25 protein-coding genes and 2 pseudogenes are annotated in these 24853 nt (G+C 33.5%); 4 read left to right on the top strand and 23 right to left on the bottom strand.

Annotated features, from left to right (window positions below; all coding sequences use genetic code 11):
- Positions 1-6: 6 nt before the first annotated feature.
- From AC0L3Q_RS18795 to AC0L3Q_RS18815, 5 genes and pseudogenes are all read right to left on the bottom strand, one after another.
- Positions 7-845: pseudogene (locus AC0L3Q_RS18795) on the bottom strand (hypothetical protein).
- Positions 845-1426, bottom strand: a complete 582-nt coding sequence (locus tag AC0L3Q_RS18800) for a conjugal transfer protein (protein ID WP_473281904.1) — start codon at positions 1424-1426, stop codon at positions 845-847. The pseudogene AC0L3Q_RS18795 and the gene AC0L3Q_RS18800 overlap by 1 nt, the downstream one beginning before the upstream one ends.
- Positions 1427-1444: 18 nt before the next feature.
- On the bottom strand, positions 1445-3847 hold the full coding sequence (locus tag AC0L3Q_RS18805) for a TraG family conjugative transposon ATPase (protein WP_473281906.1): 2403 nt from the start codon (positions 3845-3847) through the stop codon (positions 1445-1447).
- On the bottom strand, positions 3834-4118 hold the full coding sequence (locus AC0L3Q_RS18810) for a hypothetical protein (protein ID WP_473281908.1): 285 nt from the start codon (positions 4116-4118) through the stop codon (positions 3834-3836). The genes AC0L3Q_RS18805 and AC0L3Q_RS18810 overlap by 14 nt, the downstream gene beginning before the upstream one ends.
- Positions 4118-4405, bottom strand: a complete 288-nt coding sequence (locus AC0L3Q_RS18815; protein ID WP_473281909.1) for a hypothetical protein — start codon at positions 4403-4405, stop codon at positions 4118-4120. The genes AC0L3Q_RS18810 and AC0L3Q_RS18815 overlap by 1 nt, the downstream gene beginning before the upstream one ends.
- Before the next feature lie 219 nt (positions 4406-4624).
- On the opposite strand from AC0L3Q_RS18815, the gene AC0L3Q_RS18820 reads away from it, so the two are divergent.
- A complete protein-coding gene (locus AC0L3Q_RS18820; protein WP_473281911.1) occupies positions 4625-5212 on the top strand; it encodes an N-acetylmuramoyl-L-alanine amidase family protein in 588 nt (195 codons plus the stop codon).
- Between the two features lie 60 nt (positions 5213-5272).
- Here AC0L3Q_RS18820 and AC0L3Q_RS18825 read toward each other — a convergent pair whose 3' ends face one another.
- The 18 genes and pseudogenes from AC0L3Q_RS18825 to AC0L3Q_RS18910 form a co-directional block, all read right to left on the bottom strand.
- Positions 5273-7381 (bottom strand): GNAT family N-acetyltransferase, encoded by a 2109-nt coding sequence (locus tag AC0L3Q_RS18825; RefSeq protein ID WP_473281913.1) that lies wholly within the window; start codon positions 7379-7381, stop codon positions 5273-5275.
- A gap of 222 nt (positions 7382-7603) precedes the next feature.
- Positions 7604-9436, bottom strand: coding sequence for an HsdM family class I SAM-dependent methyltransferase (locus AC0L3Q_RS18830; RefSeq protein ID WP_473281915.1), 1833 nt, complete (start codon positions 9434-9436; stop codon positions 7604-7606).
- On the bottom strand, positions 9433-10206 hold the full coding sequence (locus AC0L3Q_RS18835) for a hypothetical protein (RefSeq protein ID WP_473281917.1): 774 nt from the start codon (positions 10204-10206) through the stop codon (positions 9433-9435). The genes AC0L3Q_RS18830 and AC0L3Q_RS18835 overlap by 4 nt, the downstream gene beginning before the upstream one ends.
- On the bottom strand, positions 10190-11320 hold the full coding sequence (locus tag AC0L3Q_RS18840; RefSeq protein ID WP_473281919.1) for a hypothetical protein: 1131 nt from the start codon (positions 11318-11320) through the stop codon (positions 10190-10192). Before AC0L3Q_RS18840 ends, AC0L3Q_RS18835 begins: the two co-directional genes overlap by 17 nt.
- Positions 11307-13637, bottom strand: coding sequence for a sensor histidine kinase (locus tag AC0L3Q_RS18845; RefSeq protein ID WP_473281921.1), 2331 nt, complete (start codon positions 13635-13637; stop codon positions 11307-11309). The genes AC0L3Q_RS18840 and AC0L3Q_RS18845 overlap by 14 nt, the downstream gene beginning before the upstream one ends.
- The gene (locus AC0L3Q_RS18850; RefSeq protein WP_473286966.1) at positions 13638-13835 is read right to left on the bottom strand and encodes a helix-turn-helix domain-containing protein; all 198 of its coding nucleotides are present in this window, start codon (positions 13833-13835) and stop codon (positions 13638-13640) included.
- Positions 13836-13921: 86 nt separating this feature from the next.
- Positions 13922-14584, bottom strand: a complete 663-nt coding sequence (locus AC0L3Q_RS18855; protein WP_473281923.1) for an ATPase — start codon at positions 14582-14584, stop codon at positions 13922-13924.
- On the bottom strand, positions 14581-15111 hold the full coding sequence (locus tag AC0L3Q_RS18860; protein ID WP_473281925.1) for a hypothetical protein: 531 nt from the start codon (positions 15109-15111) through the stop codon (positions 14581-14583). Before AC0L3Q_RS18860 ends, AC0L3Q_RS18855 begins: the two co-directional genes overlap by 4 nt.
- A 9-nt stretch (positions 15112-15120) precedes the next feature.
- Complete coding sequence (locus AC0L3Q_RS18865; RefSeq protein WP_473281928.1) at positions 15121-15399, bottom strand: helix-turn-helix domain-containing protein; 279 nt, start codon at positions 15397-15399, stop codon at positions 15121-15123.
- Between the two features lie 285 nt (positions 15400-15684).
- Entirely contained in the window at positions 15685-16428 is a 744-nt protein-coding gene (locus AC0L3Q_RS18870; protein WP_473281929.1) for an amidohydrolase family protein, read from the bottom strand.
- A gap of 71 nt (positions 16429-16499) precedes the next feature.
- Positions 16500-17345 carry an RteC domain-containing protein gene (locus AC0L3Q_RS18875; protein ID WP_473281931.1) on the bottom strand — a complete coding sequence of 282 codons (846 nt, stop codon included), beginning with the start codon at positions 17343-17345 and terminating at the stop codon, positions 16500-16502.
- A complete protein-coding gene (locus tag AC0L3Q_RS18880) occupies positions 17346-18485 on the bottom strand; it encodes a serine hydrolase domain-containing protein (RefSeq protein ID WP_473281933.1) in 1140 nt (379 codons plus the stop codon).
- Between the two features lie 418 nt (positions 18486-18903).
- On the bottom strand, positions 18904-20346 hold the full coding sequence (locus tag AC0L3Q_RS18885) for a type IV secretory system conjugative DNA transfer family protein (protein ID WP_473281935.1): 1443 nt from the start codon (positions 20344-20346) through the stop codon (positions 18904-18906).
- Positions 20343-21371 carry a MobB family relaxase gene (gene mobB, locus AC0L3Q_RS18890; protein ID WP_473281937.1) on the bottom strand — a complete coding sequence of 343 codons (1029 nt, stop codon included), beginning with the start codon at positions 21369-21371 and terminating at the stop codon, positions 20343-20345. Before mobB ends, AC0L3Q_RS18885 begins: the two co-directional genes overlap by 4 nt.
- Positions 21372-21383: 12 nt before the next feature.
- Positions 21384-21515, bottom strand: a complete 132-nt coding sequence (locus tag AC0L3Q_RS18895) for a hypothetical protein (RefSeq protein WP_473287053.1) — start codon at positions 21513-21515, stop codon at positions 21384-21386.
- 21 nt (positions 21516-21536) lie between these two features.
- Positions 21537-21754 (bottom strand): annotated as a pseudogene (locus tag AC0L3Q_RS18900) (BfmA/BtgA family mobilization protein); the annotation flags it as partial.
- A gap of 397 nt (positions 21755-22151) precedes the next feature.
- On the bottom strand, positions 22152-22601 hold the full coding sequence (locus AC0L3Q_RS18905) for a JAB domain-containing protein (RefSeq protein WP_282089234.1): 450 nt from the start codon (positions 22599-22601) through the stop codon (positions 22152-22154).
- Positions 22602-22673: 72 nt separating this feature from the next.
- Positions 22674-23009 (bottom strand): single-stranded DNA-binding protein, encoded by a 336-nt coding sequence (locus AC0L3Q_RS18910; RefSeq protein WP_473281940.1) that lies wholly within the window; start codon positions 23007-23009, stop codon positions 22674-22676.
- Positions 23010-23453: 444 nt separating this feature from the next.
- Here AC0L3Q_RS18910 and AC0L3Q_RS18915 point away from each other — a divergent pair, with 444 nt between their 5' ends.
- The 3 genes from AC0L3Q_RS18915 to AC0L3Q_RS18925 all read left to right on the top strand — a co-directional run bounded on the left by AC0L3Q_RS18915 (position 23454) and on the right by AC0L3Q_RS18925 (position 24780).
- Complete coding sequence (locus AC0L3Q_RS18915; protein ID WP_473281942.1) at positions 23454-23897, top strand: DoxX family protein; 444 nt, start codon at positions 23454-23456, stop codon at positions 23895-23897.
- 66 nt (positions 23898-23963) lie between these two features.
- Complete coding sequence (locus AC0L3Q_RS18920) at positions 23964-24101, top strand: avidin-fold protein (RefSeq protein WP_473286968.1); 138 nt, start codon at positions 23964-23966, stop codon at positions 24099-24101.
- 76 nt (positions 24102-24177) lie between these two features.
- Positions 24178-24780 (top strand): NAD(P)H-dependent oxidoreductase, encoded by a 603-nt coding sequence (locus tag AC0L3Q_RS18925; RefSeq protein WP_473281944.1) that lies wholly within the window; start codon positions 24178-24180, stop codon positions 24778-24780.
- The last annotated feature ends 73 nt before the right edge of the window (positions 24781-24853 follow it).

The following is a 24853-nucleotide window of genomic DNA, read 5'->3' on the forward strand; positions in this document are numbered from 1 at the left end:
AATTGATTAAGCGGAAAAGAGTTTAAAGACAAATGATGTTGCTCTACGATAGAGTTTGAATTTTAGTAAAACGATAAACCCGACAGAACCAAATTGAAGTAATGGCGCAAAAAATGTACTTCCCCAATCGGTTCCGAAAAGGCTATTCCAAAAATTGGTATTGATTTCTGTATACAGGTTGTTTACAAATACATTGACCAGAAAAAATGCAGGGACCAACATATAAACTCCTGCATAAAGCTTAAAGAAGTTGTAAGCCAATGAACGGAACTTTTCAAATACAGCAAGACTAATCACCAAAGGGAAGAAAGCTTGCATGATACCCAGCAAAAAGAAACGTTCCGCAAGAAATAACGGGTAAATAAACAAATCCAATAACCAAAGGAATATCCCTATGATAAAAGCCAACATCTTTAAGCCGTACAGAGGTGTTACCAGAGCTTCGTATAACATGGCCATTGCTTTTTTGGCGGCTTCCAATGCACCCACATCCTGTTCCAAATCGATGTCTTGCATTTGTAACGGGAGGAGCGCAGGAGCCGTGTCTCGGTATTGGGTTTCGATAGCCACTAAAATGGTATCAAAAACATTCAAAACCTGTGTTGAGAAAATGACCAGGATAACCACAGCAAAATTCTTTGCAAGTTCTGCAGGGGTCAATCCCCAGGTATAGCCTTCATTGTTAGCAACACCTTCGTTATACTTTTTTAGGATATTGATTAGGAAAAAAGGATAGCTAATGTCTTCATGCCAGTAATGGTGTACTGAGAGAAGTCACTGTTTTTGATAGTGGTAAATACCGCATCAACATATTCCAACCCTATTCCTAAAAAAATACCGGCCATTAGTAATTAGTTTCTCTATTGTTGATTTTATCTTGCATTTCACGGAAGGCAATAATCTCACGGTAGCGTTTGGTCTTGGCTTCAATCTCAGCCACCATTTCTTTGGATTTTAGTTCCATGTCCTTCAAAACTTCCGCACGTTCTGCATCGGTCATTTTAAGGGTATTACTGGATAATATCTGGTCTATGTATTCCAATCCATATAAAGAGTTTTCAATAATGGAATTGAAGGATTCTGAAACCCTATTGACTTCATCAGGTTTGATATAGGGCGAATTCAAAATTTCCCTTAAATCGTCCTGTACTATATCAAATAGCTTTTGATTGTTCCTTGCTATATCGCGTACTGCTTTTAACTGCTTAATCACATTGTTGACTTTCTCGATATTTTCTTTTTGAGTTTTAAGAAACTGTACCGTTTTAAGGAGTTGTGAAGTCTGTTTTGCAGATTCAATCAATGATTTGGCAAAACTGATAAAGTTCGTGTTGTCATACACTGGCATTCCTTGGCAGGCAGTGCCTGCTGGCATTAAAAGGGCAAAGGTTAGGGCTATTCCCAAGAGTTTGATTTTTAATTTCATGATATTCGTTTTTTAGATTTATAATTGTTTAATGAATGTATTTATGGCTTCTTCCATGTCATTTGTTTTTTCATAAATCCGCATTATGCGGTCGCTTTCTTTGCCGTCTGTGAGGTAAGCGGCATACACTTCTTTAGGCACTTCGAGACGAAATATGTTGCTCTCCTTTCCAATCTTGATAAACATCTCCGTGTACTTTCTATCTCCCGTAAGGTTGTTGCGAATAGATTTCAACTGGTTTAAATCGTGGCTCGACAGGTTCAATCGCTTTTGAAGTTCTTCGTATCCTTTTTCATTCCGAAGGCTGTAAATGACCTGCGTATTCTCCAGAATACTTGCCGATGTGGAATTGTTCGGCAATTGATTTATGGATTGTAGAATAATACCAATAGCTCCATTTTGTTTTCGGATAGCCTGATAGTAGAATTCCACACTTTCCAAAACATTGTTAAACTTCAATTGTTTGGCAAACTCATCAAATAGAATGATACCTCTTTCGGAACGGTTACGCCAAATGGTTCTTTGGATAGCTGACTTGATGAGCTTCAGCATAACAGAAAGAATTTCCTTATTATCCTTGACTTCATCTAGTTCAAAGACAATCATACGTTTGTCCTCAATCTTATAGGTCTGGTCTTCACTCACATTGAAGAGAAAACTATATAACCCATCATCTACATATTCCGAAAGGATATGCAGGAAGTTGTAAACACTAAAATGCTCCTCCCTTATACTAAGAGCCTCTATGAGGCTATCTTTTTTATCGTCAATAAATTGATACAAAGAAGCAAGTGAATGATTCAATCGGATATGCTTGTAGTAATACAGCAGTACCTTTTTAATGGCAACTTCCTTGGCTTTTGAAACTTGATTGCCTTCAGCCAATAGTTCCAATAGGAAAATGGCCAGGTCTTCCAATCGCTCGGGGGTCAAATCTGCTTCATTGGAAATGTAAAAGGGATTGATGCCCAAATTCTTTCCCTGCTCATATCGTAAGATGATATGGTCATTGGGATAGAGCTTGGCAAACTTGGAATAAGAACCTCCCAAATCGATAATTACGAGTCGTACTTGTTGCTCAAAATATTGCCGAAGTATATTATTGGCTAAAAAGGATTTTCCTTCTCCCGTTGGGGCAAAAATGGCAAAGTTTCTGGCTTTGATGCGTTTCTTTTGCTCATCCCATACATCCTTTAAAACTGGAATATTGTATTGCCTGTCATTGAAAATGACACCCTGTTTGTCCGATTTATAATTGCTGTTATTGATATACAAGCATAGGGCATGCTTTAAATCGGTTACGTATAAATCCTCATTGGAAAAATTGGAACTAAAACAACAATAAGAGTTAAGAAAATAGTGCTTTCGTTCTTCTCCTTTTGGGTAGTAGGGAACAATATCTAGTTCCTTAAACTCAGTTTTAATCTTGGAAGTAATATTTTTTAGCTGTCCGGCTTCCTGACACCAGAAAATAATGTTGAGATGCCCGCGTATAATTCTTGAACTATCGTCCTCATTAATTTTAGCAACAATAGCCTCAATCTTCCTTTGAATGACTTTGTTCTGTGTTCCGAAGTTGGAACTCTTACTGAGTTCTTCAATTTTTTTGTCCAGTAGTTTTCTCCATTTGTGTTTGTCATCGAGGTAAATGATTTGGTTGATGATATGGTTTTCATTTAGGTTCAATCCCAATCCATCAATAAAACCCTGATGGAACACAAAATCATCCGAAGTAAACTTGTCATTGGTTTTACTGCTTTGTACTACATCGCCAAAACAGAGTTCACTATTTACTGCCAGTACATCAAAATGGTTCTCACCAATTTCAATTGTTGACTTTTTCAATTGAACGTCCGTATCAAAGTCTTCATTGAACCCATTGAAGTATGCACTTGTAAGCTCTAAAATTTCGTTCTCATTTAATTGTCTCAGGGACACCCTGCGGCTGTTATTGATAAAGGAAACGGCATCATTTACCGAAGCAATAAACTCTTGGACATTATGGTCCAGTTGTTTGTGAATACCCTTTTCCACCTTTCGGAAAGGGTTGGTAAACTTGGAAGCATTCAATGCTTTATCCAAAGGCAGCGTGAAGTACAAATAGGATTGATGGATTAGGCATTCCCTTCCTTTAAAATATCGATAGGTTGCCTTTTCTAAAAAGCTTTTGTTTGGTAGATTATCTGCCTCATAGCTGCTTTTTTTGTAGATATCCTGCTTATGGATAACCGTACTTGTCGGTAGGGATTTAAATGCCTGAAACCAAGAGCCATGTATGTCTTCAAAATCTTTTTCGGATAGGGAATAGATTTCTGACAGGTCAGCTTTATAGCACAATACAACATTACCATTACTGGCAAAAACGATATGCTTTTCTATACTTAGAATGGGATGGTATGCCGATAGGTTAATTTTCTTCATACTGTAGTTGACTTTCTCGTTTGTTACTGATGGTGGTTGGGAATACTTTTTTAAAATGCAATAGAGCTGGGTGTTTGGTCAGTTGTGTCAGCACCACATATAGACCGCCGTTAAAAATGAATACTGATATGATGACCAAAAAGCTGAACGAAAAGATGATGAACAGTAATGACCCGATGACCGATGTCATCATCAAAGCGAACAATGAAATTGGCAACCCCATTATCACTGCCCGCTTTCTAATATTTTTATAGACTTCGTACTTTTTCATTAGACTACGATGCTAATGAGGTAAGTAAAAATGCCAACTACGGCTCCTGCAATAAGTACAAATACTAATACACGTGTAATTCCCTTTTTTAAATCGGCATTTTCTCCAAAGAAATGCCCCGCATTAAATAGGAAACCTATTAAGAAAATTACACCTAGGATAATTGGAAAGATGGTTCTTATGGTATCGGAAACATCGTTAACGGAATCTTCAATACCCCCAATTTGGGCAAAAATGGTATTGGAAATGAGCAGTAAAAAGGCGGTCAGGAATAGTGATTTTTTCATGTCGAAATTGATTTAAAATTTGTTGGATTTCGTTGTTTGAAAAATACACTATATTGAATATCAAAATACTGATAATCAATATTTTGTGAATAAAATATTATTTGTATTCGATTGATTTTCAATGCTATAAAATGACATCAAATCATATTAAAAATTGAAACGCCAATGTTGATAACTCTAAAACTTTTGAATCGCTCAATGCTCAAAAACGTCAGTTTTATGATTTTACTGCTGAAAATGTGTTTCGTTTTTGGTCAGAAAAAAATTGTAGTTATCGACCCTGGTCATGGCGGCATTGATTCTGGTGCTAAAGGTGTAAATGGTATTTATGAAAAGGATGTGGTTCTAAATGTTGCAAATGCCATTTTGAAGCTGAACAAATCCCTTTTTGACAACGAATTGGATATCTATTTGACCCGATATAATGATACACTTATTTCTCTATCTGACAGAAGTCGATTAGCTAAAAGTTTAAAAGCGGATGTATTTGTGTCATTGCATTGTAATACTGCTCGAAACAATTCTAAGGGTATGGAGGTTTATGCACATCATTCAAAAAACAAAGAGTCTTTTGCACTTGGGGTTTCTATTCTGAATGAAAGCACCCAAAAACTTGGTTTTGAAAAACGGGGTGTGAAGTTTGCCAATTTTCAGGTGTTACGAGAAACTATTCCATATTGTCCTTCTGTACTTGTAGAAATGGGGTTTATGACCAATACTGATGAAGCGGATTACTTTTTGAAGTCTAAATACATTAAGGCTATGGCGTTGACTGTTTTGATGGGGTTAAAAGTACTTAAAGGCTAAGTTTTGAAAGAGTTTCACCAAGCTTGTAAAGACTGTTAGAGTGAGATATTGTTGAAGTGATTATTTTTTAAACCTTAAAAACAACCCTAAGTCTTTTGAATGAATTTCACTCTTCCAGGTAGACCCGTAGTGTTCAAAACCAAAATTTGTTAAAATTTTGACCATCCCAGGATTATCAGTTACTTCTGTTGAAGCCATTAAATTTTCATTTCCAAATTTTTCTAATAATAATTTTACCATATTTTTTGCAATGCCTTTTTGGGCATATTTAGGACTTGTATAGATATAACCTAATTCCCAATTAAATTTTTTCTCTAATTCTGGCAAGTTTGCTTTTTGTTTTGCAAAGTCAGAGACTGTTTTTTGCTTTATACCCCCAGAAGCTATCGGAGTTTTATCCTTATAAACTATGCAAATTAATTTACATCTATTGGCCTTTAAATTTAGGTTTCCATTTACTTTACCTTGCTTTTTCAATAATTTAGCGAATGTCTTTGTTTGCGCCTCAGTTAAGTTATCCTTTTTAGTAATGTTAAAATCAAACTCCTGTTCTAGCTTTTTCATTTTTAACTGGTCTTTGATTAGAGACTTTTTGAAATAAAATCTATTATTTAATCGAGCTTCCTCCACTATTTTAAAGTCAAGTTCCTTTTCGCTATATAATTCAATAGTCTTTTGTAATAGATTAATCAATTTTTTTTGAAGTATTTTACTCTCAATAATGGCTGGACTACTAAATATAAATTGACCTCTTTCTCCCAGAGTTTTCACCATTGCACCATCACTTCCAATATTCAATTTTATTTCTTCATCTTGAAAGTTTTCTGATTTAAAAACTAAGTAATTGTTGAATACACTTAAACAAAACTGTTTTATAAACTCCTCTATACTAATTTTCTCCCCCATTTGAGAATAGAATTGAGACTTAGATTCTCTTAGCTTCTTAGGAAGAGATAAATTCTCGAAAGGATTTGTGCTTTGTTTGTACTTTTTTGTTAAGTAAGTAAACTTTATATCCTTAAGTAAATCTGAAAATTTTTTATCATCATTTAATCTAGCGAAACTATCAGATTCAATTTCCGTAGACAAATATTTCACCCCGTCATGAAGGTGATAATCAATAATAAGTTTAAATGAATCTGAAAATAACCAAAGATGATATAAGAATTGAGTTGAATGAATAGCTCTTTTTTGAAAATTAGAATAATCTTGCAAGTCTTTAAGTTTCAAAGTAGCCTCGTTTTTATCGAATGTTAAGTCTAAGACTCTAAACCCTTGAGACCCAATCGAGGAATATAATTCCAAAAGTTTAGCCTCCTGTCTAATATTTACACTTTCATCATTTGCAAAATCACTTGCCTTTTGCAGTCTGTCTACGTTATCAAAGCAGAAAATAGTTTCCGAAATTCTTAATAGCTTAAAAGTCAAAATCACTTTTTTTAATAGGTTATCCACCTCAAACCTATCTAATGTTATTTCAACATTTTGATTGTCTTTTTTATACCAGCAAACTAATTTTTCATCAATTATTTTAGTGTTATGGTGATAAGAAATATTACGCCATTGATTAAACCTAATAGAATTGAATACTAATAAATCTTTAAGATTAGAGGTGTGAATCAATTCATCAACTACAATACCCAAGTCCTTAGACTGAATATCAGAAAAACTACAAGACTTATTTCTTTTTATTCTATTTAACTGTAATAACAATTTCAAAAAAGGTTTAGATAAGCCTTCTATTATTTGTCCAATTAATTTAAATGATTCTTCAAAAAAATCTTCATCTGAAAGTTCCGCAAGTTTGAATTGATTGTTATTAATACTCCAAAATCGAGAGATACTTTGAGAAATTTCAGGATACCAACTTATATAGGAATTAATAGCCTCAGACTCATTTGTTTTTTTAGCATCATTATAAATTTTCAGTATTGAATCGATATGTACTACTGAATCTGGAAAATCCCTTTTTATTGTTAAGTAAGCCAACCAATTGTTTACAAAGTCTGAGGTAGCGTAATTTTGAAGATTTTCTTTGTTATCGAAATAATCAAAGAACGTTTCAATAATAAAGTCCTTGATATTACTAGGTTCCAGACCAAAATCATAAAATAATGATAGCGGACTGGATTTTTCAAAATCATCTAATTTATGTTTGAATTTTTGCAATTTCCAAATACTTCTATTCTCTTTTCTCCGTATAAGAGATAATCGATTCAATTTTTATAATAGCTCTCTGACTTTAGCCATGACCTCATTTACATCATTAATCCTACTTTGTTTATACTCATACGAAGGATACGATTCATAATTCTCAAACTTAAGTCTAGTATATTCTAAAGATTCAAGAATAAATTTTAAGTCTTTTTTATCTAATGTCATTACTTTATTTTAAGATAATTCTATTTCATATTTAGATTCAATAAATTGGTTTAATTCTTCTTGGTTGTTCTCAGTAATTATTAAATCAATTTCTTCATCGCTAAAATTATATATACCAAAATTTTTGATATAATTTCTGCTCAATGAATAATAACCCGAACCATAGGGCTTACTTGAATTGGTTATATAAAACCAAAACAGTCTTGAGCTCATTATTTTTTTCATAAATTCTAGTTCTCTCTCCGAATCAGCAATTAATGCCAATCCATTATAGAATAACAAATCCTCTTCTTGGTTGATTACAAAATTTGGAATATCAGGAGTAATATGCGGAAAGAACATTTTATAATCATATTGTTCAAGGGATTGGTTCCGACCGTAGGCAAACCAGTTTTCGTAATTGCCTTTCCCTTTATCTCGATTATCTAAAATTTCTCTTTTATTTGCTAAATACCTGTATGTATTTGGGTAAACCTGCTCCAATACATTCTCATCAAGCAAATTAATTGTGTTACTTTCTCTTGTATAAGGGAATATTATCTTTTGCCTTATAGTATCAATAGAATCAAGCTTTGTTAACTTATTAGGGTTTACTATTTCAGCGCAAATCGCCTTTTCAATTGGATATATCTCACCATTACGCAGATAAAAAAAATCATCATCTTCATCGACAGGATTAAACACATAAACATTATTCTTTAAAGTGGCAATCCCATTTCTGGTTCTATATCTCTTTCCTAAAGCCTCTCCTGTTGACTCTATTTTATTAATTAAGGTACTATTTTGAAGATTCCATCCGTTTCCAGAATCTAATGATGAATACTTGACAATATTAAACGGAATTGACTTTCCTTTTAATTGTTTCGTATTATTAAATTTGGCGTATTTTAATTTACCTCTAGATTTTTGAATTAAGCAAATACAGGTGTAAGTACTTTTACTTTTGAATATTTGTAGCCCTCCAAAGTCAATTATTTTAAAACTGTAATTTGAGTCCTGAAAATAACTTCTCAAAGCTCTTCCATTCACACTTTTAAAAAAACTATTGACCGTTATATAACCAAGAACACCATCAATTTTCAACAACTCAATTCCAAGCTGAAAAAAAGGTATGTATAAATCTGGATGCCCACTTGTACATACTGACCAATTATTAAGAAGGTGCAACGATTCATGGTCTATATTCCTAGAACATACATAAGGGGGATTCCCCACAATTATATCAAACCCTTCAAAGTTTTCAACATTTTGACTCCATTCGAAATCTAAAGCATTGCCTTTAAAAAGGTTGAGATTAATTACCTTACAATCTTCTCCTTTAGAAAGAGCTAATAAGTTTAGCAGTATTCTAGACCTCTCAACTGAATAAGGTTGGATATCTAAACCATAAATGCTGTTTTCTAAAATTTCTTTATAGCTAACTCCTGTTCTTTTATTAATCTCTTTTGTTACATTAAACAAAAATCCTGAACAACCACATGCTGGATCACAAACTTTTATTTCTAGATTTAAGTTAGTCTGTTTTAACGTTTCGTTGACAATAAAGTCTCTAATTTCATTTGGTGTATAAACTGCACCAGTAACAACTTTATCTTCAGGAGATATTACAAATTCGAATAATTCAATCAGTTCTTCAAAGCCGATTTTTTTATGTATCGCCAAAAACTCACTTAATATTCTGAATTCATCGATGTCAGTCTCTAAAATTTTATATTTTAAAATTAATTCGTTTTTTTCTACGGCTAACTTGTTTGAATATAGAAATGAAGAGACAATTAGCCTGTCAATCATTAAAGTATCATATGTATACTCTTTGAGATATTTTAATATTTCTTTTTTCATTTATATAGTTGAGGACAAATTTCAACATCTGACCATGTAGATTTTCCATTTAACAAACCGGTCCAGTGTCCTGCAATAGATGCAAAATATGGCTTTAAATATTTATCCTTACAATCCCTAACTAAGGAAACATAATCATTCTCTTTTTTTAACTGATTCCATATCTCTGGAAAAAAGTTTGATACAATAAAATCTATCCCTAAAATTAAATCCATGGGATAATGCATAATTCTAGGGCAATCCAAAATTATTGATTGTCCAAATTCCTTATTTACCTTATCAAGTTTTCTGCCACCAAATTGAAAATGATACTTGGGGTGGGCTTCTTCTGTTTCATTTTCACTTTCGGGATGCCTATCTAAATGGTAAGAGATAATGTGTTCTTTATCACCAACATAACCAGTAACTACAATATTGAACTCTAAATGCTTTAAGGGGTCTTTATGCGAATATTCCTTATCATAATTTGTCAATAGTTTAATATCAAATTTTAACGTTAAATCTTCAATATTTTCGGGATGTGTGTGGTTTGGAAGTTCTGAAAAACTAATTTCAATTTCATCGATATCATATCCTACCATAGTATAATCAACTTCATCAGAAGGCTTAATTTTAAATACAGATTCACCTTTCAATTGTGACGCTGCTTTTCTAATTTCCCCAGTATTTAAGTAAAACTTTTCTAGTAAACTTGATAATTTCAATAAGTCATTAGCCAATTCTTGACGATAAAGTCTTACGTCTGAAGGAATTTTACTTTGCTCCCTCATCTTTTAGACTTTCTATTGTTAATCTATATCTCTCATAATCAACTGGGTGTACATCGAGGCCTTCATCAAATCCAACTCTATCAATTGCTCCTGGTTTAGATATATAAGTATGATCTTGCCAAGGTTTAGGCTCTTTTTTTGTATAAGCTCTAAAGGATTCTCTTGGGTCTACAGGCTTATTATAAGACTTACAAATAGTCCAATATCTGTAACTTCGGCATCCATCAATAATTTCAGACAATTTTAACCCTGTTAATCCTGTTTTTTCAATTAGTAATGAGACACGTTGTTTAGCGTCAAGAGAAGATAAATTGTTTCCTGTGTGTTCTAAAAAAACTTGATTAATTGATTCCATCCACCATTTATTCCATCCTGTTTGGAAAACACCTGTATATCTGGCTTTTGAAAAAACACCATCAAGTAATGCATTCCAGTCCTCAGATTCTTTTATATCCAAACCTAATCTGGCTGCCATTATTTTTTCTCCAACGAGAGGTCCATTTATATATAAAAGATCTTTTAAAATTGTATTGGAGTATTCGTGAGCGGGTAGTTTTTCTCTAGTAGATAGAAATTTAGAAAATATCCTATTATCAAGAACCTCGTGATTGTAGTCCAACAACTTACTTAAATCCTTTTCTTTCCTTATAGTATTATATCCTTCGGCTAATGCTGCAATTCGTTCCGCTACGACTAATAAATTCCCAGAATCTTTTTTGAACATAAAATCAAAAAGATCATGGCTCGTACTATCTGATGTAAATGATTTTTGTAGCTTTTCATTTGTTGAGCACAAGATAAAAGGTACATCCTTTAATGATTTATCAGTATTTGTTATTTCTGTTCGAAGGTGTTGTGCAATAACGGGTGCTTTCATATTGCCTCTTTGACCTTCATCATTCGCCCTATCATCTAATTGATAATCAAAAATTATCGCATCATAATCATTTAAAACACTCGTAATCTGTTCTGATAGTTTATCAAATGGAGCGCTTTGGAAAGGATGAATTTTAATTTTTTCATTTTCCTCCAACGTATCTATCATTGGTTGTATTTGTTCTAAACCATGTTTAGATGCATCATCATCAACGTATAAAATGTTATATTTTGCCATTGTCATCTAATTCTATTCTGTTTAATTCTATTCTTATGGTAGTTGAAAAGCCTTCTTCAGGTGGAATAACAAATACTTCGCCCCCATATCCTGATACAATATCCTTAACGATTTTTAAACCAAGTCCTGTACCTGTGGTAGAATCTACTTCAGATTCATCAGACCCAGAAGGAGGACTGGTGGTATAAAATTCATCAAAAATTAACTCCTGATTTTCGATAGATATACCGTCACCATTATCTGAAAAATCGAGATATACTTTATCTCCAACATTACCCGCGGAGATTAATATTTCCCCATCATTTTGGGCTCTTTTAATTGCTTTTTTTGAATTGGTATAAAAATTAAAAAGTATTGAAACCCATTCAGATTTGTGCATAGGAATGGTAAAAATATCATACCCTTCAAATTTTGGTTCTATTAAAGTTATACCAGACCTTCTTGCATCTGGTGTTATAACTTTATAGAATGAGCGCACCGCATCCTTTAAGGCAACTGGTTCTAATTCTCTATTTACATTTTCAGAAATAGCCTTGTCAAAATAAGATGTGTAAGTTGTAAAAGAGGTTAAATTATGTGCTAATCTTTTTGTACGCTTTTGAAACTTCTCTTCTTTGAGGTTTCTATCTAAGAAGTCTATATCTAAGTTAAAAGCTCTCAAATGGTGTTTGATTTCATGCACAAACTCGCCAATAGTTAAGCCAAGACTCGCCAAAATTCGTAAAAGTTGTACTTCTTGTAAAAGCTGTTTTTTTAACCGCTCTTCCTGCTCTGCACTGTCACGAAGTTTTTTTGCAAAATTTTCATATTCTTCTGAAGTAAAACCATCTCCTTGATTAGGGTCATCAGATTCTGACTTTTTTTCATTCCCTTTTTGCTCCGATGATTTATCCTTACGTTTTTTTGCCTCTTCTTCGAATATACTTGCAACTTCGTCAACTACCTCCTTATGTTTCTTTTTCTCCCAGTCTTTTTGTGCAGTATTCTTTTTTCGTCCTCTTAACGAGCTTATTTTAAGAGTTGAGTCGATTATTACTTTGTAAACAAATTCTTTGAGCTGAGCAAAAGCTTTATTTTCTAGAAGGCCCTCTCTACTTGACAATTCTTGAAATACTTTTCCTTCTTTATCAAACACTTCAACAAAACCATAGAAATTATTATTACCGTGTGGAGTAAGAATTACATTTTTTCTTACTGAAGCATCCAAAGCTAGCCAATCATTGTCCTTTTCAGCATATGGTAATACTCTAAATCCATTTCTATATAATCTAATACCACCATATTCCTCCGCATTCTGACGAATTGCGGACTCTATTTGTTTTGGTACTAGACCAACATTATAAATAAAATAATAAGCTTTAAAATGTATATTTTTTAAATCAGGGAAAGGTCTATATTCCTCTTTTTTTCTATTATATCCAATGGGGTAAATCTCATCTTTAATATCAAAGTGAGTGCTTTTTAATGTATAAAATCCGTCACCAGATTTATCCACATATCCTTCAATTTCGGCTGTCGCATTTTTGTAAAAAACACTTTCCTCATTAATTACTACGTCATTATCTTTATAAAATTCTACCTTAAAACCTGGATCGTTTTGACTTTCTTCAAAACGTTCTGATAAAGGGAATGGTTGTAATAAATCAGACACATATCTATATGCTCTTTTTATCATTGGTAATGACCAATAATCCCTTAACTCTTCAATTATTAATACCGTACCTTCTTCTTTGACTTTAGGAACTTCAACAATACTATTAGTAACCAATAATAAATTAGAATCCATTTTAAAATTATCCCAATGAATTACAACTTTGTATGCTACCTTTGATTCTTTAGTTTGTGTTATAACGGAAAGTATCGAACCAAGTCGTTGAGTGGCAAACCTTCCAATACCTTTTTGACCAGCCCTTGTTCTCTGATATCTAACAGATTTTGGATTATGAACTTTGTCACTTGAGGAAATAGTCATGAATCCTTTAATAAGCTGGTCCCTTGTCATTCCGACTCCATCGTCAGAAATTTCAAGTTTACCTCCTGGTTTATCACAATTTTCAAAAGATAAACTCACTATTTTTGCATCAGCATCATAAGAATTCTTAACTAATTCTGCTACCGCTGTTTCATGTCTCCCTACTAGTTCTTTACCTAACCTATTTATTAATCCTGCATCAACAGAAAATCTAATATTGTCATTGTCTAAATTGGCAATCTCGTGGGAAAGTGATAATATCACCTCATTATCAGAATTCTCTTTTGAGATTTCTTTATTGAGTTTCTCCTTAAGCACCGATATTTTATCTTTAATCGATTCCATCTAATTCTCTAGTTTTAAATGACCAAATAATTCATTAAGAATTTCAGAAGGCAATATGTCGATTGCGAGTGCAATTAAATAGAGCTCTTTAGCACTTAACTTAGTAGAATCTTTGTTAACAAGCTGACTTAATCTAGACTGACTAATTCCTGTTTTTCTGGAAACGTCTGCCTTTTTGATAGATTTTTTTCTAAAAATTGACCCAGTCTAGTCATAGTATATCTTAAAGTTTCACATGCCACTAAAATATAGTTTTTTAAACATTCATTTAGCTTTTCTAAATATTATTTTCGCTTATCTAAAGATTTTTTATCAAAAGCCACCAAATTAAATAGTTGTCGCATACGGCTACGGACACGAATCCCATAGAGCTCTTCCAATTCAGCTGCATTTAAGTTGGTAGTAGCATGAGTTTTAATTTTTGTGTTCAGAAATAGGTCATGGCGAGATAACAATATTTCACCCATCACATTACAGTCTTTACCATAATGTCTACCCATAGGCTCCACACCTAAATCATCGAAGCAGAAAAATTGGGTATTGCCATAATCTTCAATGGTCTTATAACCGATATGGTTAAATCCAAAGACAATGTTTCGTGTGGGTACAACTTCGTAGGGTTTCCTATGTGGTACGAGATGTTTCAATAAGCGAATCAAAGAAGTTTTACCGCAGCCTACGGGTCCAGAAAGCAAAATGCCTTTATCAATATCTATCCCCATTTTTTTACAGGCAATTCTATCTTGGATGAAGTACAGGCATAGTTTGTATAAAATGTCTCGGTCTTCTTTATAGATTTTAAATTTCTGCCCGAAAAGTAACTTTCCTTTGGCATCCAGATACACCAACATTTTATCAAAATCATACAAAATTTGATTACCTCGCATTGTACCCAATGTATACTGCACAGCTGCTTCAACAATGATATGTGGTTTTGGATTACTCATAAAGGGTCGTCATAATTTTTATCCGAACTGGTCTTTAAGTTGTCCTGATATGGGACACTTGCCAAATGGTTTTCATCATTTTCGTTATTTGAATTTTCTGAAAATTGCCGTTTGTTTAAGTTTTTACTGTTTTCTAAGGTTTGTATATGTTTGTTTATAGATACCAATGCTTGTCCAGTACTTGTCTCGATATTGGTACGACTTGGGTACAGAGCTTGTTCAGTACTTGTCCCAAAATCGAACATCTTAATGCGACTTCCCTTAAATGGGTTATGGGATGGTGTGTACAGCAAGTATTTCCAATGGCTTAATTCCTTAATGCAACGGTGATATGTAGATTTAGAACCTATCTTTGAAAACTCCATCACTTCCGCTCGATTGATATAGAACTCTTCTTTGAAAAAGTTGTTATTCCAAATTTGAAATAAGGCTACATACAAACTGATATGGGTTGGATTTAATCTACTGTCTTTGGAAAATTGCTCAAACACACCATTGAGGTGCTTGATATAGTTTATCTCCTGCAAAATCAGCTCTTAGAATTTGTTGTGGATTCTATTTTTCTCTAGAACTTCTATGATTTCCTGATAATCATAATACAATACGCCTCCAATTTTGGTATACGGTAAAGTACCATTGATACGGAGGTTTTGTAAAGTACCTGGTGAGATGCCCAAAAGTTCTCTCACCTCTGGCGATTTAAGCCATTTTTTGGCAGGTTGTCCGCTTTGATTTTGTAAAAGTTGCTTGATATCTTCTAGTAATTCTAATTTGAATTCCATCAAGTCTTCTGAAGTAATGATAGTTGCTCCCATATGTAAGACATTTTTAGAAAACAAAACCGTCTGCAATCAATTGAGAGATATTAGACGGCTTTGCATTGATTTGACTTTCGTCCTACAAATTTGATAAGTATTATTCTACTTTATTCAATAGACAAACCCACTATGGGTATGTTTTAACATTTCATTTTCAATGATTTATATTGATTTTATTTGCTAAATTAAAAGAATTCCTCTTTTATCAATTTGAAGTAAATTTTATGTTGTCGAATAAACCAATATGATTCCCCAAGGTGGGTGCATAGTGGGTATTCCAAATCACTTCTTATACCATGAAGAAGCATTCTTATAAAAAATCCTTTTCTGTGACTCTACATCAAAGTTTTCAGCAATTTTTTGAACATCTGAATCGGAAAATGGAATTTTTGCCCTAGTTGAAGGTAAATCGGTACCAAACATCAAAGCTTCAGGGTTTATTTCATTTATTTGTTGCATTGCTTGTATTGGTTCAAAATCAATTCTTCCAAAACCAGTGGCTTTTACTTTTGCTCCTTTTTCGACCCAATAGTAAAGGTCATTGAGTCCACTTTTTGAAAGCCCTAAATGGTCAATGGAAAATTGTTTTAATTTTTTCAGATGCACTTTCAGCTCTTTCAAATGCTTACTATCAACATATAATTCTGTATGCCATCCATATTCATCATAAAGTTTATTTGATAAATATTCCAAGTGGTCGATGGTTTCCGAGCCACCTCTCTTTAAATTGAATCTAACAGCAACGATATTATTATCATTCAAAAAGTGCAGTTCTTTATCTGAAATGTCATTTGGTATATTGGCAACCCCGAAAAAACAACTTCCAAGTTTTGATAAAGAATCTTTGAGGTAGCTTTGGTCAAAACCTTGGAATGAACCAGATACTATTGCTCCTCCCACCAATTCATATTTATCAGTTGAATCTTTGTAATCTTCCACCTTGAATTCCGGCGGTATATAGCCATTATTTTCAACTACGGGGTAATTGAAATCGATAATGTGAAAATGCGCATCAAATATTTTCATTAGACCGAAGCATTATGAAGTTATTACATCTGTTCTACCATAGATAAGGGTACAAGATTACTAAAATACTATCAAGCATCTGAATCGCGCATACGATTTACGAGCGCATCCTTAAGATTATCCAAAAACTTGGTGTTGTTAGATTTTCGAGATTTCAACTCAATATAGGTGTGATAGAAGTTACCTAAATCTATATTGAATACTTGCTCACAGGCTGTTGCTACTTCTTTGATATCGGCAGTACCGTTGTTTATAGCACCGCTACTGTCAAGGGCGTAAATAAGTTCAATTAAATCAGTTTTACTATTGGTCCAAAAGAGTTTTGACTGCTTTTGAAATGAGGGAGATTCTGTTTCCATTCCGTTGGTGTTTTCTAGTTTGTCGGTTTCCTTTTTCAGGTGTATTATTAGCATATCATAAGCTAAAATTGTCGCCACAGTACTATCATGACTCGTAGAGAATTGTTTATCTGTAAAAAAGTGAAAAGTGTCTGGGTGAAGACGAATATCTACTTTACCTCGTAAAAAGTATTGCTCGTCCAAAAAAGATGCGCCTCTACGGTAATAATGATAAAATTCTAAGTTGTCGTTAAAGTAGGTTTGTAGCTTATCTATATGATTGTTAAGATACTTGACTTGAGATTTTCTGCTACTTCTAGGTCGCTTGGTTTCAATATTAAATAACTTTACATAGTAAATGAGTCTACTAAAGACCTGTGGCTTAACATTTTTAAAAAAGTATATCTCTGTTTCTGAATTTTTAAATCCGTAGCTATTTACCTGTTCTCGTAATAGTTCTAATAATCTTTTGGTTATTTTAATCCCCTTTTCAGCCTTTTGGATAGCATCTTCCGTATCGGATTCAAGGGCTTCAAGTTCGACATCAAGATTTTTTAAGATTTTTTCATAAGCGTTCATTTATTTCTCAGGGCTATTTTTAGCTTCTAAAATGTCTCGTATCCAAATACTGAGAACAGTACTCCATTCTACACCATTGAGCCTACCTTCTCCATTATATTCACCTGCATCTGAAAGGACTATAATTAAGTTGCCATTGTCGTAAAATCGAATCATTCCGTTATGTCCAATAGCTCCATCCTCAGCACCGCCATGCCTGATTTCTTTTAATATTCCACCTTGATGCTGAATAAACCATCCATATCCGTAATGAGTGCCATTGATAGTATCACCTCTAGCAGTCGAATGCTGTGTAAATTGTTGGTCAGTACTTTGTTTTTTTAGAATAGCATTGTTTTGAATAGCTATTATCCATTTATATAAATCCCCTGTAGTACTATAAATACCTGTCGCACCTTTATAACCATAGTTTTGAATGCTTTTCCCATCAGTATAAATGGTTGGTGGAAATGATTGCATCTGCTCCATATTTCTGAAATTTGCTATTTGGATGGAATTATCATTATTAGAACCCCAAAAACCTGTTTCATTCATGTGTATTGAATCAAATAGGTTTTTTGATACATAATCTTCAAACGATACTCCTGATATTAATTCCACAATAATTGCCAAAAGGTTATAACCCTCAGCGGAGTAACTGAATTTTTCACCTACTTTATATTTCAACGGAGAAGATAAAATGGTGTCAACAGCTTTTTTTCTGTTTGTAATTCCATCGGCTGAATAATCATTGGCTAATCCTGAAGTATGGGTTAGTAAATGATGAATTGTTATGTTTTCCTTGTCGGTTGGAACATCTTCAATAAAATTTCCTATTCTATCATCGATAGAAAGTAAATTACCCTCTTGAAGTTTAAGGATGGCTGATGCCGTAAATTGTTTGGAAATAGAGCCTATCCAAAATGCTGTTTTAGTACTATCATTGAATTGACCATAGCTTTTATGAAGTAAAATTCCATTTTTATCGGCAACCAAAACAACTCCTCTAAAACCATCTTTTACGTTATGATTAACAAGTGAGTCTATTTCTAATTCTAGCCTATTCTCTTTTTGAGGCGGAACATGCTTTTTTTGACCACATGCCATTAGAAATATTATACAAATTGATAGTATTATTTGTGCTTTTAAATATCCTTTCATCCTGCTAATGATGCGGTTTTATATTAAATTTTTAAAAAGAATCTTAAATCAAGTTCTCGTGCAGGTCATTTAAAGCCGCTAATTGAGAATCTCCATAACCCTTTAAGATTTCGTATCCTTGATGGTCAATTAAAATAGCAATATGTTCTTCTGATTTATATTTAAAGTTTATATGCCTTAATCTTGATAGGTCTATTTTAACTTGGCTTTTCACCTTATCCATTATAACATTTTTTCATCCGCTTCTATTGTTTTTAAAGAAACAATAGAATTTTGGTCTAAAACCAATAGTTCAATTCTGTATTTCTAACCAAACAAGCGGTCAACTTACTTAGCCAAAGTATTTCAAAATGAGTTGAAAAAAATTAAACTGGTTTAAGATAAAATAGTGTGAAATCCCAACAGGCATTTATCATGTTTAAATTCCCTTGAATATAGACCTGGCTTCATTGTACACTCTCCCAAAATTTGATTGCAGTTCAGCTTGTGAAAATTGAGTTCTTTTTTCAGGTAATTCTTTCTTGATTTCAGGTAATTTGAATCGTACTTTCTTATCCTTTCCATCCGCAAATGTGATAAACTCACCTTGCTTTAATCTGAAAAATATATCCGCTCTACGTTTTGAAACCTCCTTTTCGCCTTTTGTAATTCGGCTCTCAAAACTCAGTCCACTACTTTTGCTAATACTTTTGGTGGGTTGCTTTATAAGTTCAAAAAAGCGTTCATAGTATTTGGCAGTATCTGGGTCGTTGACCTTTCCAAAGAATTGATAGGATAGATTGCTCAAAATCGCTTTACTTGCTTTATCACCATACATCATATCATTCTGAATTTTGTCCTGCATCACGTAAACAGTAGCAATATTGTAACTCCGTAAAGTGGCAGGAATACGGTGCATATTCAATAAACGAATGGTGGGTGCTTCTTCCATCATTAAAAATGAATGTTTTGCATTTCGTACACTCATTTGCTTGGTAATAGTATGGACTATGGTGGCGATGATAGGAGAATAAGCGGATTCGTACTTGGGGTTATTCACTACGGAAATTATACCTGGCTTTTGCTGATTATTGATATCCAATGACACTTCATCCTCAGATAATACCATAAAGATGCGCTGCGTGCTTATCTTTTTAAACGCATTGGCCAAGGTGCTTTTTACTCCTGCAGTCTGTCTATCTGAATCTTTGCCACTTATAAAAGCATCAGCCATAGCTCTAGCAGTTATGTTGCTTTCCAGAAAAGCAATGAGGCTTTCGGTGTCCAAAAGTTGATAGATGGCTATTAAATGAGGTAAGGTGCAATATTGGGGATATGATGTTTTTAGTTTCCATATCAGCCCCGCAATCAAACCCTCTGCAACGTCGGTAAAAAACTTGGATGTTCCTGAACTACCTGATTCTTTTTGTTCCAATAAATTTTCAATCAACACTCTGGAAACTTCATTGACACTTTCTTCGTTTATCATATAGCGAGGTGCAATAGGGTTTACCCGATGATAAATAGTATCAAAGGATACAATATAAAACGGAATTTCATCTGCTTTGAATAAAGGATAAGCAATCTCCGTAAGTTCAAAATGTTTGTAATCGTGAATGATTCCGCAAAAAGAATTCCGACTAAAATGCTTTAGAAAATTATAGACCACGCTCTCGGTTTTTCCGCTCCCTGCAGAACCGATGACCGATGCACCTCGTTTGATATTATCAATTTGAAATTTACCTGATTTTACTTTAAATTGGACTTGATATTTTTTGTCTGCTTTACTATTTGAAGAACTTAAAAACACATAAAGCACTGTGCATAAAAATAGTGCTGGAGCAACTATATAAAAAATAATATGTGCCATTGACCAACTCATATACCAATGGAACTTGATTTAATGGCAATATCCACACCTTTTTTAAGTCGTTTAAATGCTTTGATAGCCAATTGTGCCTTGTTGGCTGGAATGTTTATCATTGGCACTCCTGATTTACCCAAAATTATAAAAGCCGCTGCCTTTTCATTAGGAGGCAAGCCCATCAATACTGAAAAATAGAGCTTGGGATTTTTGATAAAATCCTTCTTCGCTTGATAGGTTTCTGCATAGTTTCGTTTGTAGTCAAACTGCTTATCAAAGGTTTTTTCTGCATTGGCAAAGAATGAATCTCTATCAAAACCACGTTTTACGTTTTTTCCGTTCATCATGACTTCTGAAGCTTTGTATTTACTTCCTGGAGACAGGCTCACGGAATTAGAGACATCTTTTCGGCTTACGATGATATGGATATGACTTTGGTTACCGTCTTTTTTCATCCCTTGTACAATTCGCTTCCCGTTCTGTTGGTATGGAGCTTCTTTTTCAAGTTGATTGATTCTATATTTCAATTTTGAAATATTACCTTCCAGTTTGCCATTTTCAATTTTTCGAATGTCTTGCTTTAGCTGAAGTATATTTGTGGCATAGGGTTGGTTTTCCTTGACCTGAAAATCTGTTCCCTTAAACTTGCGTTGGTGTTCTATCTTCGCATAGTATTTTATGTCATCGATGGAAATGGGTTTGCCATTGATTTCCCTATTGAACGATGCCACATAGTCTTTCATCACTTCACGGGTGTAGGCTTTTAAATCTTTACTGCTATTCTGTAATTGTTTCAGTTCATATTTGCTCGGACTTATAGTAATGGAATAAAACTTAGGTTCGGTCTTTTTTAGTTTTGCTGTGTTCCCATCAATTTCTTTAATGACCTCTTTAGCTGTTATTTCATCACCGTATTGATTGAAAAAATGTTCCATATCTTGCCGCTCCAAACCTTGATTTTCTTTTTCCAGATAGTCCACATAATCAGCAACACTTTGTGAATATGAATCTCCAAGTTTTTGTGGTGTTATGGTGATATACATTCTGATTTATGATTAATTCTCGTTGTTTTTCTTTTCCTGAAATAACACTTTCTTTTCGACCAATGGCGGTTTGTTTTTGGGTTCCGCTTCTTCAAAGAGCGATTGCATCATGGCGACTGTAGGTCGGGTCTGGCTTTTTTCCATATCCCTTAGAATGGCAATGACCGCACTTACTCGTTTTTTAATCAAATTTTCAAGGGTATGGACTGTCGGACCAATGGACTCTTTTGGGGAAAGGTTATTGGTTTCAAAAAGTCCAGCATCATCAACAAGGTCATGGAATTGGATGCTCCCATTTTCTTGCTAAAAGACCGAAATTTTTTAGCTATCGAGCTTTTAAAACTGATGGTTGTAAATTGTTCTTTTTCGTATCCATTATCCATTTTTACTCTAAAAATTCATTGGTTTTTCTGGGCTGAACGCCTTTTTACTCTAAAAACCAGTACTTTAAATATTATTCTCGTTGAAATTATTTTTTTAAATCACTGTAAAACAGTTGTTTAAAAACAAGAAGCTTGCTGAAACATCGCGCAGCGTGTTACCCTCTTGCTTTTCCATTTCGTTCGCCAAAAGCGAACAAAATTCCAAACAACCTGACCAAAAAGCCTGTCTTGAGCTTGTCGAAAGGTCAGTTGCTCTTAGTTGTAATTTTGATGGGTATGATTATCAGGAAAGTCAAATCATGATAGGATAACCATACATAAAAAAAGTCGGGTTCCGACATCTTAAATCTAAGAAATTTAACGAAACCCGACCATAGGTAATTTAAGTCAATTACCTTCAAATTATATGATTATCGGCAAAACTGTAGTAGTTTCCGTTTGGTGCAATGATTAAGTGGTCTAAAACCGAAATGTCCAAAAGTTTTGCAGCTTTCTGTATTTTCTTGGTCAATCGAATATCCGCTTCACTGGCTTGTAATTTTCCTGAAGGGTGATTGTGTGCTAAAATAATTGCTACGGATAGAGATTTTAGAACTGTAGCAAATAATATTCGCATGTCAACTAATGTTCCTGTAATCCCACCTTTAGATAGTTCATAAACTCCTTTGACCTTATTCGAGTTATTCAATAGCAAGATTTTAAAACTTTCATGTAATTCGATGTTATTTTCATCCCAATTTTCAAAAAGTAGTTCTGCTGCATCGCATGAACTTTTTATACTTAGTGCGTTTTCAATGGTGTTACGCTCTTTGTAACTGATGCTTATTTCGTTAACTTTGCCTTTCATTATTTTCTTATTAAGTGAATGATGAAAAAGAGGGTGCGACTTTCCACGGTATCACCCTCTTTGTTTTTTGGTTTACTTACTACCTAAAAGCAATATTTCGTTTGCTTCAACCTCGGTAACATATCTTGTAATGCCACTTTCAGTTTCATAGGTTCGAGTTTTTAGTTTTCCCGAAATACCAATCTCTTTCCTTTTGGTGACATACTTTTCAATGATTTCTGCAACCTTGCCCCAAGCAACAATGGTATGCCAATTGGTTTCAGTTTGTTTTTCTCCTCTACTATCCTTGTAATTTTCATTCGTTGCCAAGGATAAGCGAGCTACTTTCTTTCCGTTTTGAAGATTGGTAATGGTTGGGTCTATACCCACATTTCCGATTAACTGTACATGATTTTTGATAATACTCATAATTATAGATTTAAATGATTAAAAAATTGATTTACTTATTATATCCTGAGTGTTTTCCTTTTTTGATTTTTTAGTTCCACTTCCTTTTTGGATATTTTGAGATGATTTCATAGTTCGATATTTTGATTTACTTCCCATAGAGCCTTCGTTGTTACCTTTTTTTGATGCCCTGTATGATTCAATATTCAGGTTTGATAAGACGTATAAAAAAGAGCGAGGTACGAGCCTGGTTTATGCCGTAGTTCAAAACTGAATGTTGTTGTTTTGCTGACAAAAAAAGAGTGATGGCGAGTACGTGGTAAGTGAATTAAAAAACTACGAGAAGCTTAAAATGGAAGGAAGTGGGGCTAACTCATAATCTTAATTGTGACAATTACAACTTATTAAACCAGTTTAAGTTTTATTTTAAAATCCACTTTTTACTTTGCAGAAAAAGTGTTCATCATGAAACCATTAATTGTTCTCATTACATCTTTTATCATTTGTGTTATCATCTTAAGATTTCTCAAGAAAAAGGTTGACTACAAACTATCGGGAAAGATTGCAATGTCCATCATGTTAATTTTTACTGCAATAGGGCATTTCATTTTCATCGAGGGAATGGCAGCTATGATTCCTGACTTTATTCCGTTTAAACAGGGTTTGGTTGTAGTAACAGGAGTTCTAGAAATCTTATTTGCCATCGGTTTACTAATTCCAAAATATAAGACTTTCTTAGGGTGTTCACTTATACTATTTTTCATTTTGGTATTACCAAGTAATATTAAAGCGGCAATTGAACATGTGGACTACAAAACAGGACTAACAAATGGACCAGGCTTGATATATCTATGGTTTAGAGTGCCACTACAGTTTTTTTCATTGCTTGGGTTTATTTCTTTGTCTTAAAACAAAATAAGTCATAGACTTTTTTACATTTACTAGAAGTTGTAGCCAATTAAAAACGAACGAAAAATAAACTTAGACAATAAAAAATTTGTGACTACCGAAAATAAAAGCGGATTACCATCAAACGAAACGGTCTTTCATTATTCCCATAGTGGTGAAACAATTATTGGAAAATATAAAGGTGGTTCAATCTCGGAAGGCTGATTATTGGCAAATAAACTAAGGTATGGATTCGCAAAAGTTTAAGTAAAGGAAAATCAACTTTAATTAAAAGTTTAATATGAAAATACAGATTGTCTATTGCCATCCAAGCGAAAAATCATATACATTTCAAATATTAGAACAATTGAAATCCCATTTGGATGATGAGGAATTAGAGTACGAAATTTCGGATTTATACGCAATGAACTTCAAAACCGATATGACAGAGGAAGAATACGAAAGAGAAGGCTTTGCTAACTTGGGTTTACCGATTCCTGAAGACATAAAAGAGGAACACATAAAAATAGAAAAAGCAGATTGCCTAATTTTTCTTTACCCTGTCTGGTGGAGTGATTGCCCTTCAAAATTAAAAGGTTGGTTTGATAGAGTTTATTCAGTTGGCTATGCTTATGGTTCTAAAACCACAAATAATATTAAGAGAATGAAAATCTTGAAATACGGATTAGCATTATGTACTGCAGGTCATCCAAATGAATTTTTGCATGAAATTGGAATTGCAGAAAGTATGAGAAACGTTATGATTGATGATAGACTTGGGCAGCGTTTTTTGAACAAAGAAATGATAATTTTAGGAGGAACGTTGGATAAGGATAAAGTGAGAAAATCTCATTCGGAAATACTAAATTCGTTAGGAAAAAGAATTAAAAAATACTGTGTTTAATCGAAAAGTTAGTTCGTAAAAATCCTTGCTATCCTCAAACTAGTCCGTTAATTTTTAAAATGAGAAAAATAAC

The sequence above is a fragment of the Aquimarina sp. KJ22-3 genome, assembly GCF_055808215.1.